The 15,038-nt window shown below is 39.7% G+C and carries 11 protein-coding genes; 2 read left to right on the top strand and 9 right to left on the bottom strand.

The annotated features are described in order from the left end of the window. The 9 genes from LBQ60_18785 to LBQ60_18745 form a co-directional block, all read right to left on the bottom strand. A partial coding sequence (locus tag LBQ60_18785) for a SusC/RagA family TonB-linked outer membrane protein (GenBank protein ID MDR2039973.1) occupies nucleotides 1-1,803 on the bottom strand: 1,803 nt, incomplete at its 3' end. Between the two features lie 204 nt (nucleotides 1,804-2,007). After that, nucleotides 2,008-3,267: an MFS transporter gene (locus tag LBQ60_18780; protein MDR2039972.1), complete on the bottom strand. Its 1,260-nt coding sequence runs from the start codon at nucleotides 3,265-3,267 to the stop codon at nucleotides 2,008-2,010. Between the two features lie 31 nt (nucleotides 3,268-3,298). Continuing rightward, on the bottom strand, nucleotides 3,299-5,227 hold the full coding sequence (locus tag LBQ60_18775) for a hypothetical protein (protein MDR2039971.1): 1,929 nt from the start codon (nucleotides 5,225-5,227) through the stop codon (nucleotides 3,299-3,301). A gap of 29 nt (nucleotides 5,228-5,256) precedes the next feature. Further along, nucleotides 5,257-6,198: a hypothetical protein gene (locus LBQ60_18770; protein ID MDR2039970.1), complete on the bottom strand. Its 942-nt coding sequence runs from the start codon at nucleotides 6,196-6,198 to the stop codon at nucleotides 5,257-5,259. Nucleotides 6,199-6,344: 146 nt separating this feature from the next. Further along, complete coding sequence (locus LBQ60_18765; GenBank protein MDR2039969.1) at nucleotides 6,345-7,706, bottom strand: DegT/DnrJ/EryC1/StrS family aminotransferase; 1,362 nt, start codon at nucleotides 7,704-7,706, stop codon at nucleotides 6,345-6,347. 17 nt (nucleotides 7,707-7,723) lie between these two features. After that, nucleotides 7,724-8,545 (bottom strand): N-acetylmuramic acid 6-phosphate etherase, encoded by an 822-nt coding sequence (locus LBQ60_18760; protein ID MDR2039968.1) that lies wholly within the window; start codon nucleotides 8,543-8,545, stop codon nucleotides 7,724-7,726. Between the two features lie 268 nt (nucleotides 8,546-8,813). Continuing rightward, nucleotides 8,814-9,209 (bottom strand): hypothetical protein, encoded by a 396-nt coding sequence (locus LBQ60_18755; GenBank protein MDR2039967.1) that lies wholly within the window; start codon nucleotides 9,207-9,209, stop codon nucleotides 8,814-8,816. A gap of 177 nt (nucleotides 9,210-9,386) precedes the next feature. Further along, a complete protein-coding gene (locus LBQ60_18750) occupies nucleotides 9,387-10,112 on the bottom strand; it encodes a DeoR/GlpR family DNA-binding transcription regulator (protein MDR2039966.1) in 726 nt (241 codons plus the stop codon). A gap of 588 nt (nucleotides 10,113-10,700) precedes the next feature. Beyond that, nucleotides 10,701-11,864: an InlB B-repeat-containing protein gene (locus LBQ60_18745; GenBank protein ID MDR2039965.1), complete on the bottom strand. Its 1,164-nt coding sequence runs from the start codon at nucleotides 11,862-11,864 to the stop codon at nucleotides 10,701-10,703. A 374-nt stretch (nucleotides 11,865-12,238) separates the two neighbouring features. Between LBQ60_18745 and LBQ60_18740 the strand changes: the two genes are divergently transcribed. Beyond that, entirely contained in the window at nucleotides 12,239-14,167 is a 1,929-nt protein-coding gene (locus LBQ60_18740) for a sensor histidine kinase (GenBank protein ID MDR2039964.1), read from the top strand. Then, nucleotides 14,164-14,775 carry a response regulator transcription factor gene (locus LBQ60_18735; GenBank protein ID MDR2039963.1) on the top strand — a complete coding sequence of 204 codons (612 nt, stop codon included), beginning with the start codon at nucleotides 14,164-14,166 and terminating at the stop codon, nucleotides 14,773-14,775. The genes LBQ60_18740 and LBQ60_18735 overlap by 4 nt, the downstream gene beginning before the upstream one ends. Nucleotides 14,776-15,038 lie beyond the last annotated feature (263 nt).

Below are 15,038 nucleotides of genomic sequence, written 5' to 3'. Positions count from 1 at the left end.
GTTCATATCATGCTTTTCTGCAAAAACCTTGTTGTATCCGATGCGAAATTCTCCGTATATACTTGCTGCCACTGTCTTATCACCAAAATCATAGGCCAGGTATTCGGAACCTGTAGTCGGGTTGAAATTCCGTAATTTATACGAGCCGTCTAAGGTAGCTACCGGTTCGTAGTAAAAAGGCCTGTATGAGCGATTCAGGTCATAGTATGAATCCCGCTTAAGGTTGATCATACCCCTTACCATCAATCCTTTAAGTTTGTTGTCGAATTTATGCTCCAGTTCCATCTGGGCAAGCATCATCGAAGTTTTTGATTCTTTATAACTGCTGATAATCTCAGCTAACGGATTGGTATAGTAAGATTCGCTTCCGGCACTGCTGGATAAAAGGGATGTCCCGAAGAGCAGGTGATTGGTATAAAGGTTTGCATCGTCTTTAGGATATGTCGGCATAAACCTGACCGGCGTGGCATTTCTTGCAAGATGGAATACATCCGTTCCACCTTGTTTAGGACCGTGCGAATCGTCAAATGTTCCATAAAACCGAACCATAGCCGTAGTCTGAGGTGTTAGTTTAATGGTGACATTCGAGCGTAGTTGAAAACGCATCAGGTCGATATTGCTGCTGATACTGTTTTCATCGATATCCTTTAATATTCCCGTATCATGTTGCATGTTTCCTGCAATATAATACTGCACCATTTTACCACCACCGGAGATATTAGCATTGATACGTTGATTAAAGGTGTGGTCTTTAATTAAATGATCATACCAGTCAACCGAGGGATACATAAGTGGGTCTATCCCGCGTTCGGTGTTGTATATCTTTTCCGGAGAATACACATAATCGAGTCTTCCCAATCTGGTGATTCTCGCCTCATTATGTAATTTCATATAGGTAATAGGGTCGGCAAGTTTCACCAGAGAAGAATTGGCTGAAGTGGATAATTCTGCTCTTATATTGATGGTCATATGTTCGGCAACACCTTCCTTGGTGGTGACCAGGATTACACCGTTGGCTCCACGTGCACCGTATAACGAAGCGGAACTGGCATCCTTCATCACGGAAAACGATGCAATATCATCAGGATTTATCCTGGCCAGGTCAGTAGCATTCATCTCCATTCCGTCAATGAGGATCAGTGGATTTTTTTTCCCTGCTGCACTGAAGGAAGTGATACCCCGGATAAAGAATTCTGCGTTGTCCAGGCCCGGTTCACCCGATCTTTGATAAGCAATAACACCTGACAATCTTCCCGCAAAGGCTGTGGTCAGATTACTTGAGGGTACTTTAAGCTCCTGTGGGTTAACCGTAGTAATGGAACTGACCACACTTTCTTTTTTCTGTTTGCCAAAGCCAGTAACCACAATTTCCCCGATTTCCATCACATCTTCTTCCAGTGTGATAGTTACCTTATCGATATCGCCTGCAACTCTTTCCGTTGTTTTAAATCCAATGAATGAGTACAGCAATATGTCATCCGGACTACAATTAATAGAATACCTGCCTTCTTCGTCCGTTACCTTCCCAACACTAGGGTCTTTTTTTAAAACAACACTTACTCCGGGTATCGGGAATCCGTCACTATCCACCACTCTTCCTGATATTTCCTTTTGCTGTAGCCTGCCGGAAATAACTGCCTGACTTTCAACTTCACTTACGTATGAATTTTTCGGGTGATTGTTTTCATTAGGGAAGGACGAATGAGGCAATAAAAAAAATAAAATGATACTTATTATGATCTTCGATTTAAAACAATGATTGTAAAAACAAAGCAATTGCTTGTTTACATTTTTTTTGCTCATAGACTTTTCAATTTAACGTAATTAATAATTTAATCTCTTTAGGTTTAATGCCCCGTTGCTTACAACAGGCAGTTCATTCACAACCATTTCATCATTTAAATAAGCCACAGTTGTTACAATTTCAGATTTACGTATACTTTTATTATAGGAAGGGATCTATCATAGGCATTATGATTTAAATACATTGTTAGGTCAAATTCACAATTATACTTTTGGTGCTTTCCTTCCTATCTTATATCCGATTAATGCATAGAAGAGGATATATAAGTAGCATGGGATGAATATCCGGTAAGCAGTCTGGAAATTAGTTGGCGAAGCTATGTCGCTTGTTTTGATAAAATCCAGTAAAAATCCGAATACCAATGGAATTGCTGCACCACCAACTAAAGCTACTACCAACATCGAAGCTCCCGATTTGGTATACTTTCCCAGACCTGCAATGGTCAGTCCCCAGAGGCAACCCCACATAATGGAATGAGAGAACCCTAAACCCGATAGAAAATAGATGGCTATATGGGAAGGAAGTGTGATTAAAAGGATGGATGACACGAGTGCAATTGTGGCGAACAATGCCAGTGCCTTATTCTGGGGAAGCCATTGCAGAATAAAAATACTGATGATGTAACCTATGATCATACCCACCGGTCCAATCATGGAATACCTTGCCGGAGAATCTGATCCGATGGATTTGGCAAAATCTATGACTGAAGCCATCGGCAAGGTTTCAACCCCTACATATAAAAAAAGTGCAAGCGCTCCGAGTAGCAGGTGTGGAAATTGCCAGATACTTTTTTTCCGGTTGGCAGCTATTATTATCTCGTCTTCCGATTTATTCTCACTGAGTTCATCTTCTCCTTCTGCTGTAATCTCAGGAAGCGAAATAAAGATCATTGCCAGTGCAAATAACGCTATAATGGCGGCGGCCATACCAAACGGAATAGCAGCGTTGGCCAAAACCGGATTTTTCACATCGATGAAAAGACTCAAGAAGATGGGGCCGAGAAACCAGGCGGACTGGTTCATGATCCCCATACAACACAAACGTTGGGCTGCTTTTTCGATGGGGCCGCAAATAGTGACATAAGGGTTAATGGTGGTTTGTAACAATGTATTGCCGATCCCTCCGATGAACGATGCGATAAGAAAAAGATAAAATCCGGACATGGAGGGACTTATTTTTGCCGATGGAATAAACAAAAACATACCTAAACTCATAATGAACAAGGCAAGGATCAGTGATTTTTTATAACCTATCTTTTTTATCACCCATCCTGATGGTCCTCCAAATATTAGAAATGCCGAAAATGTTGCCGTCAAAACCAGATATGACATGCCTTTGCTTAAAGAAAAAGTTTCTTCCAGAATAGGCACCATGATTCCGTTGATCCCAACGCCGAAGCCTATGATAAAAAAGGCAAAAGCAATAATCACTAAAGGGAAAAAATATTTATTACTAAGTTTCATATTCGTATGATGGTTTTTAATGTGGGGTATTTTATCTGTTATTGGATTTAACTGTTTCAACAACAGTGTTGAAGACGCCTAGCGGGAAAGGAGAGGGTTGTCCGTACCAGAAGAAAGAATCGTGTCCTTCATAGTCACCGGCTTCTATATGCGGATCGGTAGCGAGGTAACTTGCCACATCATTGCTATATGCCGCTACGCTTACCTTTTCTTCCGGCCAGAGTTTTTTGATAGCTATCCCGAATTCGGTGGTTACTTCACGGGACAGTCCGATAAGTTTCCAATCCCCGATGTTGAGTGTTTGGATGTAAACCGGCATTTCTTTAGGCATTGTCCCGTTTTCGTAGTGATGGAGCATGATATCTGCCCAGCGGACCTCCCTGTTGGGCAGGCTGCTTTCACATCCTCCCGGTATATTTTGGCGGACATTATTGATATTTTCATTCCTGATTGCCTGAATTTGCTCTTTACTCAACGGATGAGCGGGAATTCCTATCGAATCGATATAATGGGTTATTTTGCCATGGATAGGGTGCATATCTTTGCCCAATACACGGGTAATATCTGCCGCCAGGTCAACTCCGGATGTCTTGAAAGGATTTTTAGGGTTAATATCACCTGCGCATCCCTGAAGAAAAATAGTATTGTTAAAACCCGTTTCTTCCAGGATTTCCCGGGCATGGCCAGGGAAGTTGGGAGAAACGCTATAATGTCCGGAACCATGGTCGCTAATAACAGGATGGCAACCTGTTAAAAACATAACACTTTTGTCTTTTCCATCGGTAGATACTACCTGTATTACATCTACAGAATTGTCATATACATACGATTCTTTCCTGATGCTCCGGTTGAAGCCTATGTCTGTTGTATCACGTCCAAAACTAAGGTAACATGGTTTTGTCTGGTCTAATGCTTCCTCTATAGAGCGGATAACGGCTTTTTTGACTACATTATTCAGGTACAGGCTGTCGGGATAATGGTTTTGGATACCCCAGGTAATCCAGGTCTGGGTTGTCGGTGCAAAATGGGTATGGGTGGAGTTGATCATGATCGATGATTCAGGGATGCCCCGGCGTTGCGACATTTCTTTTCTGATACTCCGGGTAAATGAATGGTCGATACCGCAAACATCCAGGCTGACGATAATGGCTACATCACCGTTCTTTTTAATGGCCATACTTCTGGCTGACAGCTTGCCTTCTGTTTGATGGCGACTGGCATACAGATGACCTGATGCCATAGCATATAACCGGTCCCTGGTGCGTATAATCTGTTTTACATCAATGGTATATGTATCACCATTGTTATACCCTATACGCTGCCAGTTTTCATCTTTTCTCTTAACATGGCGTTGTAACAGATAATTATCTTCGGTTACGGCATATATTCTTTGATGGTCGGCGGCAAGGGAGATGATATTTTCGGCTTTACCTATTGGTATCCACCGGATATTTTCTCCATTGACCGTACCCATAAGCAACTCACCTTTTTTGGTAGCTACATACAGGTTTTCATTAGATCCGGTAAAAGCAGTTACGCCTTGAACCATGCCGGCCTGTTTCCATTGAAGTTCACTTTTCGGATTGCCTACCAATAGATTATCCCTGTTGTCAATGGCAAAAAGCAGCCCGTTTAATCCCGCCAGGAACTTTACATGTTGAAGTGTTCCCACCTTTTTATTATTTTGTAAATTTTCCGGTTCGATTAAATATATATCTCCATTGGCGGTTGCAATATAAGTGGTGTTATCTGCGTGGCACATGGCTGTTGCTTCCAGTTTGCCTTTATCATCCCATGTAATGGTAAACCTGCCTAAAGAAGGACCCGCATATCCGGCCAGGCTAAGGGAAACAGTTTCTTCACCCGGTTCTATACTTACGACCGAACTGCCTACCTCATAAACATTTTGTTTACAGGAGACAACGCAAAAGAAAATGATGAATAAAAAATATGATTTCATTTAGAATTGTTTTTAAGTTGAAAGAATTGTCAATATTTAGATAGATTGGCAATGATTTCTTCATTGATGGAGAAATTCCCGCTGGAAAAAGCCCCAAACAAGGCGCCTATCTCCGGCTTGAAACGGGGATATGAAATATCCACGCCGGAGTTTGAATATTTTGATATCAATCGCTGTCCGATCATCTGACTTTTAACCAGCATACTTCCATAAAGTCCCAGGCGCTTCACGCCGCTTTTCCTTAGAATTGACTGTGAAAGCCGGAAAAGCCATTCTATCTCGTTATCAATTAAGTGAATTGAAACTTTGTCGTTAAGCAGGGCTGCTTTCTCAACCTCAATAGCAAATGCGGCAATCCGGCCTTTTTCAATGGGTGAATTATATACAATTTCTATGATGTCGCTCAACCGGCTTAGCTGGTAAAAATCCTCCATATACTTAAGCAAAATGGTAGGAGGAGACATCTGGTCATGATACTGTAAAGCAGCTTGTATCCCCATTAGTCCCAAATGGTAACCGCTTCCCTCGTCTCCAAGTATTTGTCCCCATCCACCGCTTGTGTGATAATTCCCTTCATGATCAACAGCACAGGCCATCGAGCCTGTTCCTGATATGAGTAAAGCTCCGGGATCACCCTGGGTAAATCCCAACAGGGCAATATATACATCGGAATGCATGACCACCTGTTTATCGAAAATACCTCCGACAAGTTGTCGGACAAATTCATCAGCTGCTTCACCGTCCAGCGCTGAATTTCCAATGTAGGTGATGTCAGGTTCACAGCCTAACAAGGTGGTTAGTTGATTTTTAATGTATGTGATGTTTTCACGGGCTTTTTCTATACCTACTCCGTAATGATTGATCGAACCAGTTTTAATACTACCTAATATCTCACCGTGTTCATTACAAACAACTGTCGAGGTAGTGGTACCACCCCCATCTATTCCACAAAAAAGCATATTCTGACTCATGGGCTTTACATTGATTTTTTTATAATTGCCGGATTATCATGAAGCGTGTTGTGTCCATTTCCCTTGCATGGCATAACATCAAGTTGCTTAAGAAAGGTTTGATAGAACAGTGGCCTACCAAACCTTTTCTGCTCAAAAACAACCAATTATTTATTCTTGATCTCGTTTGAATATTTTTGGATCTTTCTGGCTGCTTCAGCTATTTGCTCCATCTGGGTCCTGGTTCCCAACATTTGGGTCTGTAAGAACCATAGTGCATTTTCATCGGTTACACGGGCATTAACCGGACAATCAATGCGATCCAGCCAACGTTTCATCTCTTTTTCGCCGTATATCTTTTGGTAATATTTGCTTTTCGTCAACCCTGTTATGTACGGGTCTTTATCCATCTGACCGTATCCTAGTACGGGCGAAGCACCTTCAGCTGCCATCGCTTTAATAAACAGGTCGCGACTCATACCTGAAAACCCTTCCTTGTCATAATTAAACATATACAGATGATAAGCTCCATTAGTAGTACCTTCATAAAGCTTGGCAGGAGCCAGTCCGGGAATCTCCCTGAACATACTGCTCAGGTATAATGCATTCTCATTCCGGATCTTTGCCTGTTCCTCAAGGCGGGTCATTTGAGAGAGTAAGATACTGGATTGAAATTCAGTAATACGCAGATTGGTACCTCTGGTTCCAGCACCGGCAGCTACTACCGAAGCAGTCGCACTTGACTGTCCCTGATGGTGGAACGCAAAACAACCTTTATGAAAATCAGTATCGTTGGTAATGATGGCTCCGCCCTCTCCACTATTGAGGTTTTTGGATGCCTGGAAGCTGAATCCGCCGCCCAATCCCCAGTTACCTACTTTCTTTCCTCTCCATTCTGCCAGATGTGCCTGACAAGCATCTTCGATGACCGGGATGTTATATTTTTTACCAATGGCTATGATAGCATCCAGATTACAGGGAGTACCGCCAATATGTACCGGCATAATGGCCTTTGTGTTTTTGGTGATGGCAGCTTCTATTTTACCGGGATCGATCTGGAGGCTTTCAGGATCAATATCGACAAGCACAGGTAATGCATAATGGAGAACTACAACATTATATGTGGCTATAAAGGTGTATACGGGAATGATGACTTCGTCTCCCGGACCTATGCCCAGCGCTCCCAACATGGTATACAATGCGCTTGTTCCACTCGTTACCCCAAGGGAATGCTTGGAACCGTACAGTTTTGAATGCGCTTCTTCAAAGCGGGGAGTTACCGGACCTCCCAGACGGCCCCATTGGCTGCTGTATAGTACGTCCAGTAGGCCTTTGGCCTCTGTATTGTCGTAGATAGGCCAACCTGAAAATCCTCCTGTTTGTGCCCTGGGACCTCCCAGAATAGCAGGCTTCACATTGCTGAAACTGCGGTTATTACTATTTGCAAGTATTGAATCCGTCCTGAAAGCAATTCCTGCTGATGCTGCAGCTGCAGCTCCGATAAAAGTTCTTCTGTTAACTGTTTTCATTTTTCTATCTATTTAATTTATATGTATTGTTTGGAATCTAAATAATTCATGGCTTTTTTTACATTTCCGAATTGTAGGATCAATGTTTTGGCTTCCTCATAATCTGTGATGCCACGTTCTTCCATAAGCATTTTTACCGACCGGTCTACAACCTTGTTGTTGATTAAACGAACATTAACCATCCTGTTGTCTTCAACACGACCCAGGCGTATTAATACAGTGGTGCTGATCATGTCAAAAAGCATTTTTTGCGCCGTACCGCACTTCATACGGGTACTTCCGGTAACAAACTCGGGACCGGTGATCACTTCAACCGGAAAGTCGGACATGGCTGCGATAGGTGAATCGGGATTGTTCACGATACATCCGCAGCGAATACCCAATTCTTTACATTTCTTAAGTCCTGCTAACACATAGGGAGTAGTGCCGCTGGCTGAAATGCCCAATACAAAATCCCTGTTGTCTACCTGGTATTTTTGCATCTGCCTCCAGGCATCTTCGGTATCGTCTTCTTTTTCTTCGAGAACCAACAACAGGTTTTCTTCTCCACCTGCCAGCAGACAATTGATGACTCCTTTTTCAATGCCATAAGTGTTGGGAAGTTCAACCTTATCGAGAACAGAAAGACGACCGCCGCTGCCTGCACCAAGATAAAACAGGCGTCCGCCCGATCGTAATTGTTCTTCAATGGCAGTAATAAGCTTACTGATCTGAGGCAGCTCTTTTTCAATAGCCAGGGCTACTTTCTGGTCTTCATGATTGATATTGGTAATCAATTCGTCCACCGTCATATTCTCTAAATGACGATATAAAGATGGTTGTTCGGTAATTTTATTCATACTTGGAATTAACTTGTTTTACTTTTATTTTAGATTTCATAACTTATTCGGATTGAACGTATTTTCATAAATCACCATTGACATCTAAAGCATTATAAATCGGAATCGACGAAAAATCTATTTTAATCACCTCTGCCTTACGAGGACTCTCTTCTTTCGGCTTTTCAGTTCTAATTGATGAGACTTGTTTTGGACGGACTGAATATCCCTATCCACCGTATCCCAAAGCTCTCTACATCCTCTGATAAAGGTTTCCTGTTGATTACAATCAAATAATAAAAAATGCTGAAATCGACTTTTCGTTGGCTACAAAAGTTGAAAGCCCATCATTCATGCTTGTAGCAATTTTTTGGTCGCGTTCCCGAATCACTACATTCATTTCAGACATAAGCTTGTTGAATACATCAAAGACTGTTTTTTTTACAGTATTTAGCCGTATAGACTTCTCCGTATTTTTCTTTTCGTCTTTTGCACTGGAAAATCCGATGTTCTTTTCCGGTTCTGTAAAAATGTCGTTTATGGCTTCGTTTTTAGTTGAAATTATTGAAGCCCTTGAGTGCGAATAGCTTTTAGCGTAACTAATATTAATTTTCCAACTCAGGAAATAATATATCAATCCTATTGATAATAAACCCCGTTTATTATTGCTATTTTTATAGTACATTTGCGATGCTTTTAAGTTAAGATTTCTTAATTTAATTTAAGCTGTCCGATATTAACGGTATCGGGCAGCTTTCTTTTGATTACTACTGTACCTTTTCCATAGGCGTTTAAGTTTATTGTTCTTCTTATTACATATTTTTATGTTGAAAAATAAGACTCAGTAATTTATAGGTTGACACTATAAGATATTCAAATTGTTAAAATTATCTTTGAATGGTTTTAATAATTGATCATCAGGAGACAACTCGGTCACCAAAAAATCCACTGACGATAATTCTGCAACCTGGTATCTTTTTTCCACATTTAGTTTTTCAGAGATCGAAATAAAAACTGTTTTATTGGAAGCGTCGAGCATAGCTCTATTTACTTCAACAACATCAATATCGATATCTGTAAGTCCCCGGTCAACAGATAATGCATTTACGCCCATAAAACACATGTCATATTGCACTCTGCGAAGCACATTGATGGTACGGGTACCTACGTGAATGTTGCTATTTCTATTCAGTTTTCCACCAATGGTATACACATCAATGTTTTTATGCTCCGATAAGGCAATTGCTATTTGAGGACTGATAGTAAAAACAGTGAGGTTAAGGTTATCCGGAATACTTTTTGCCACTTCAAACATAGTTGTCCCCCCTTCAAAGAGCAGAACCATATCGTTTTTTAAAAGTTTTATAGCTTTTGAAGCGATCTTTATTTTTTCTTCCAGCGAGTAAATATTTTGATCTGCAATAAACGGCCTGACCATTGACTTATTTACTGCACCGCCATGGACTCGCTTTATTAACTGGGCATCAGCTAACTCTTTTAAATCCCTTCTGATGGTATCCTCCGATACATTAAGCAATGTGCTAAGATCAACAGATAAAACCTTATTGTGAAGATTTATCTGTCTCATTATTATTTTAAAACGTTCTTCTTTTAACATAATATAATAATTAGCAGCTTAATTTATAACCAATAGCCTGTTGTTTTATGAATAAAACATTCAGCATATCTTCAACTACATCAAAATAACTTTTATATGAACACGCTAAACAGTAAACTGAAATAGTATCCTTAGTGGGCAATGATTCATAATTTCTACTATCCGATTCCATTATTTGCGTATTTGAATATTTTATAAACGCAAAAATACGCAAAAAATTATAAAAACAAAATAAAAACACATAAAATATTGAAATAAAAATACAATATATTTATTTCTAGTTTCTTGTGTAAAAAAATGAAAGATAATTTAGACTCTTTTTAAATTAGTAAAGCACTCAAAATAGGATCAGTAGACCTAAGCTCGAATGGGGCAATTTTATGTCAGTATGGTTTCTGATGATTACTTGATGTGTGATATATTAATGTTCTAAAAAATGAGTAAAATATACGGTTTTTGGAAAACCTGTTTATCCATGTTTTAATGGCTTGAAAAAGCAAAAGGAGATTATCCCGTAAAACCGGGTAACCTCCTTCCTGATAATCTCCTTTCTTATGATCAAATATCAAATGGAATTGACATAGTGAATGACTTTCCAAAAGATGGATCATCGGGGTCAATACACCAATAACGAAAACTTTTTCCTGTGGAAGTGGAGTAGCCTACGTATTTGCCAAATGTTTTTTCATTTTTCCTGACGAACACAATCAATTTGTAGCTACCATCCGGGAAAGCTATTTTTTTGTATACTTCTTCGGTGATTCCGTCGTTGTTTGCCAGAGCTCTTAGATTACTTAAGGATGTAAATACGCTCGAACCCGAAAAGCTTCCGAAATAAGACATGATGATACCCGGGTCATTATCATAATTATACGTATTATTCATAAGCGCTGACAATGCCTGCCGTCCATAATCAATATCTCCCGCCCTGAAAGTTAACATAGGTCGATCGTAGTAATAAATAACTTTATAAACGTAAAGGTAAAAGTAAAGATAATCCATAGTTCCATTAGGATTATAATTAACCCTCACTATTGTTTCTCCCTCTTCATTTTCAATGTACGATGGTTTTAGACCTTTTTTGTACTGTTCAGTTATATTTATGGTATATGCCAGATAATAACCAGCAAGCCTCAGATCATTGTCGGTTTTATGTGGCTCGTCAGGATCACCCGGGTCTGTCTCTGTGATCCACCTGGCATACAGTGTGAAATTTTCTGTAAGGTTGTTTACATTGTAGGGGAAGGTTACTTTGTTGGTTAAAACTGATTCCTTATACCAACCATCAAACGTATAACTGCTTTTTGTCGGTGCGGCAGGTTCGGCAAGTGTTCCACCTTTTACGACTTGTGTAGCGTGGTTGTCGTCTGAGGGCCATGATCCTTCGTTCAGATTCCACGACACCTGCCAGTATTCAACAGTTGTTTCGTCCTGCCATCTGGCAAACAGTGTGATGTCGTTATTTACAGGCGACTGAAAGTTATAGGCAGAGCTTGCACCCTTCAGGTACCAATACATAAAAGCATAACCGGTTTTAGTGGGATTAGTAGCGGGTGCAGTCACTGTACTTCCGGATTTTATCTTTTGGATAGCAGGAACAGGATCTCCTCCATCAGTATCGAAAGTAACAGTATAAACAGTAGTTTCCTTATTGTCATCTTTTGAACAGGATGTGATACCTAATGCAATGCTTATCAAAGTAATCAACCAAATATTCTTCATAATCAATAATTTAAGTTATTAGATTTATTGGGTCATTTTTTTAGTTTTGTTACCTTACAAATCTAACCAGAGTTTAACTTTGAGGATTACCCTATAAGTGGGGTATTTGTGTGAGGAAATAAAAAATCCCACTTATGGGGTATTAAAATATATATATCAATATATAAGTTTGCAAGCACTTTGTGCTATTTATTCTTTTTTAAGTTGCATTGATCAAGATGATTACGTTTATTAATTTATCGGTACATTATTTATATGGATTCCAAAAAAATATTTCATTTACATAATTATTAGCTGATGCTCATGAGATCACTTACGCTAAGTTCATAAAATGAGTGACTTAAAAATATTCAATTATCAATTATCAATTACATATGTACGTAATATTTCTCATCTGTTTTATATGTCTGTTTTCTAATAGTCTTTTTAGTCAGACACAGGATGTTGACTCTCTGCTTCATGTATTGAATACACAAGGGCAGGAGTTGACTTCTGAAAAAAGAATGCAATTATATTGGGATATACTACTTTGTTACTGGAGTACGGATCTGGATAAAAATATTTTATATGCCGAAGAGGCCATACAATTTGCTGAGAAAAACAACAATAACCCGTGGGCAGCCAGATTCTACCGTGCAATATGTATATCTTACTACCGTAAAGACCAATTCGACCTGGCATTGCAAGCAGGTGAAAAAGCGGTCAAATATGCTGTGAAAGCGGGAAATAAGAAAGAGGAAAATGCCGCTTATCTGGAAATTGCGAATACATATATGACTGCCGGAAACAGGGAAATGGCGTTGAAGTCGTATATTGATATACTACCGGCACTTGAAAGTGCACAACAATATGACCTACAGGCATACGCACTCATTAATGTAGCAAATCTTCATTATAACAACGACGAACGTGCATTCAATTACTTAAAAAAAGCCCGGACAATAGCTGAAAAACACAACATAATCGGAGCAATGAATTCGATTTACTCATCCATAGGCGGTATATACAACGAAAGAGGACAACAGGATAGTGCCATCATCAGTATATTGAAATCCTATGAGATCAGCAAAGAGATAAACGATAAAGGAGATATAATTATTTCTACACAAATGCTCGCAGGACTGTACGGCGATATGAATGATCTGGAAAATGCCGGGAAATTTGCCAACGAATGTCTGGATAATGCAATTATATATGGAGATCAACAGAAATTGCGTGTGGCATGGGTGGTAATGGCAAAAGCAAACATGGATATGAAGCGCTATAAAGAAGCAGATACATACGCTTACAAAGCATGGATGGCTGATTCGACAGACCTGCAACAAGCCGGAAATGCAAGTATTTTATTATGCCAATCCAATATATTTTTAGGCAATCATGAAAAAGCCGATTACTTTTTAAGGCAATATAAGTTAATACGTGATCGGCTAAGTGATAAAAGTCTCCACAACAGCTTAGCTGATATGGAAATAAAATATGAAACCGAAAAGAAAGAGATACGTATCCTGAGTTTGGAAAAAGAGAAACAGCTTTATACTTGGTTGAGTATAGCGGGAGGCCTTGCTATACTCATGTCTTTGGGGGTATTATTCTACCGGAAAAGATTGGATATCCAGAAACAAAAAACAATGGAACAGGAACGTGAGATTGCCCGTCAAAAGGTAGAACGATTGGAACAGGAAAAGCAACTCGTTGCTACCCAGGCTATCCTGGATGGAGAAACCGCTGAACGTTCCAGGCTTGCCCGTGACCTGCACGATGGACTGGGCGGGATGTTATCTGTGGTAAAACTTAATTTAGAAAAAGAACTTGATCCTGTTGCTATAAGTGAACAAACCCCGGATCAATATGGTAAGGCTATGAAAATGTTAGACGAATCAATCGTTGAGCTCCGCCGTATAGCCCATCATATGATGCCGGAATCCCTGATGCATTCCGGTCTGAAAGTATCGCTTGAAGATTTTTGCCGGTCCATTCCCAATGCTCATTTCCAGTTTATAGGAGAAGACTCCCGTTTAGATCCACGTTTGGAAGTGGTGCTATACCGTTGTGCGTATGAACTGATCAACAACGCTGTTAAATATGCTAATGCCTCTAATATAAATGTCCAGTTGCTGATAGAAAAAAAAATAATAGCTTTGACTGTAGATGATGACGGGATAGGTTTCGACCCGGATAAGGTGATCACAGGTACAGGTTTGGAAAATATACGGGCACGGGTACTGACTTATCATGGTAAAATGACTGTCCGTTCGGCCTCAGGAGAAGGAACAGAAATCATCTTAGAAATAGAATCGATATGATAAAGGTACATATAACTGACGACCATAGAATGTTTGTAGAAGGTTTAACTGCTTCTATCAATGGATCCGGCATTGCCCAGGTAACAGGTGTTTCTTACTCGCTCGAAGAGTGCCGCAGGCTGTTGTCACCCGAAACAGCAGATGTATTACTTCTTGATATTAGTTTACCGGACGGAAATGGTATTGATTTTTGTGTGGAGATTCATCAGGAATATCCTGATATGAAAATTTTAGTTCTTACTTCCCACGATGAGTATTCTATTGTCAAACGTGTGATGGCGAATGGAGCATCGGGCTATATCCTTAAAAATTCTTTGTCGGAAGAGGTGATTGCCGGTATTGAAACTGTAATGAATAACGAGATCTTTCTTTGTGACGAAGTGGATATCCTTCTGGAAGAACATACGGATAAACCGGTCTGGTTATCTTCCAGAGAGCAGGAACTACTTAAACTTATTGTGGATGGGTATAGTAATCAGGAAATGGCGGAGAAACTTTTTTTAGGTATCGAAACGATAAAAACGTACCGTAAAAACCTTATTCAGAAACTTGGAGCTAAAAACTCCATGATTCTGGTAAAAATGGCTATCGAAAAGAAATTGATTTAAATTTCTAATATATCAATCAAACGGAGCAAATAATTCCCTTATCTTTTTCCGATAAAACGCCCCCAACATATTGTTCATCTCTTACAGTTATATTTTTTTAATTAGATGATCATCCCTTGGAATAGATTAAAATAACTCCATTAAAAGTAGCTAATCTCACGTATCATTGCGGACGCCACACATATGTAGCTAAAGTCTTCATCTAACAGGGGGGCAATTGAAATGCTGTACAAAATGGATGGGGTTATCATTTCACTAAAATC

The organism is Bacteroidales bacterium, assembly GCA_031275285.1.
GTDB lineage: Bacteria > Bacteroidota > Bacteroidia > Bacteroidales > UBA4181 > JAIRLS01.
This window is presented reverse-complemented; position numbering and strand designations above follow the sequence as displayed.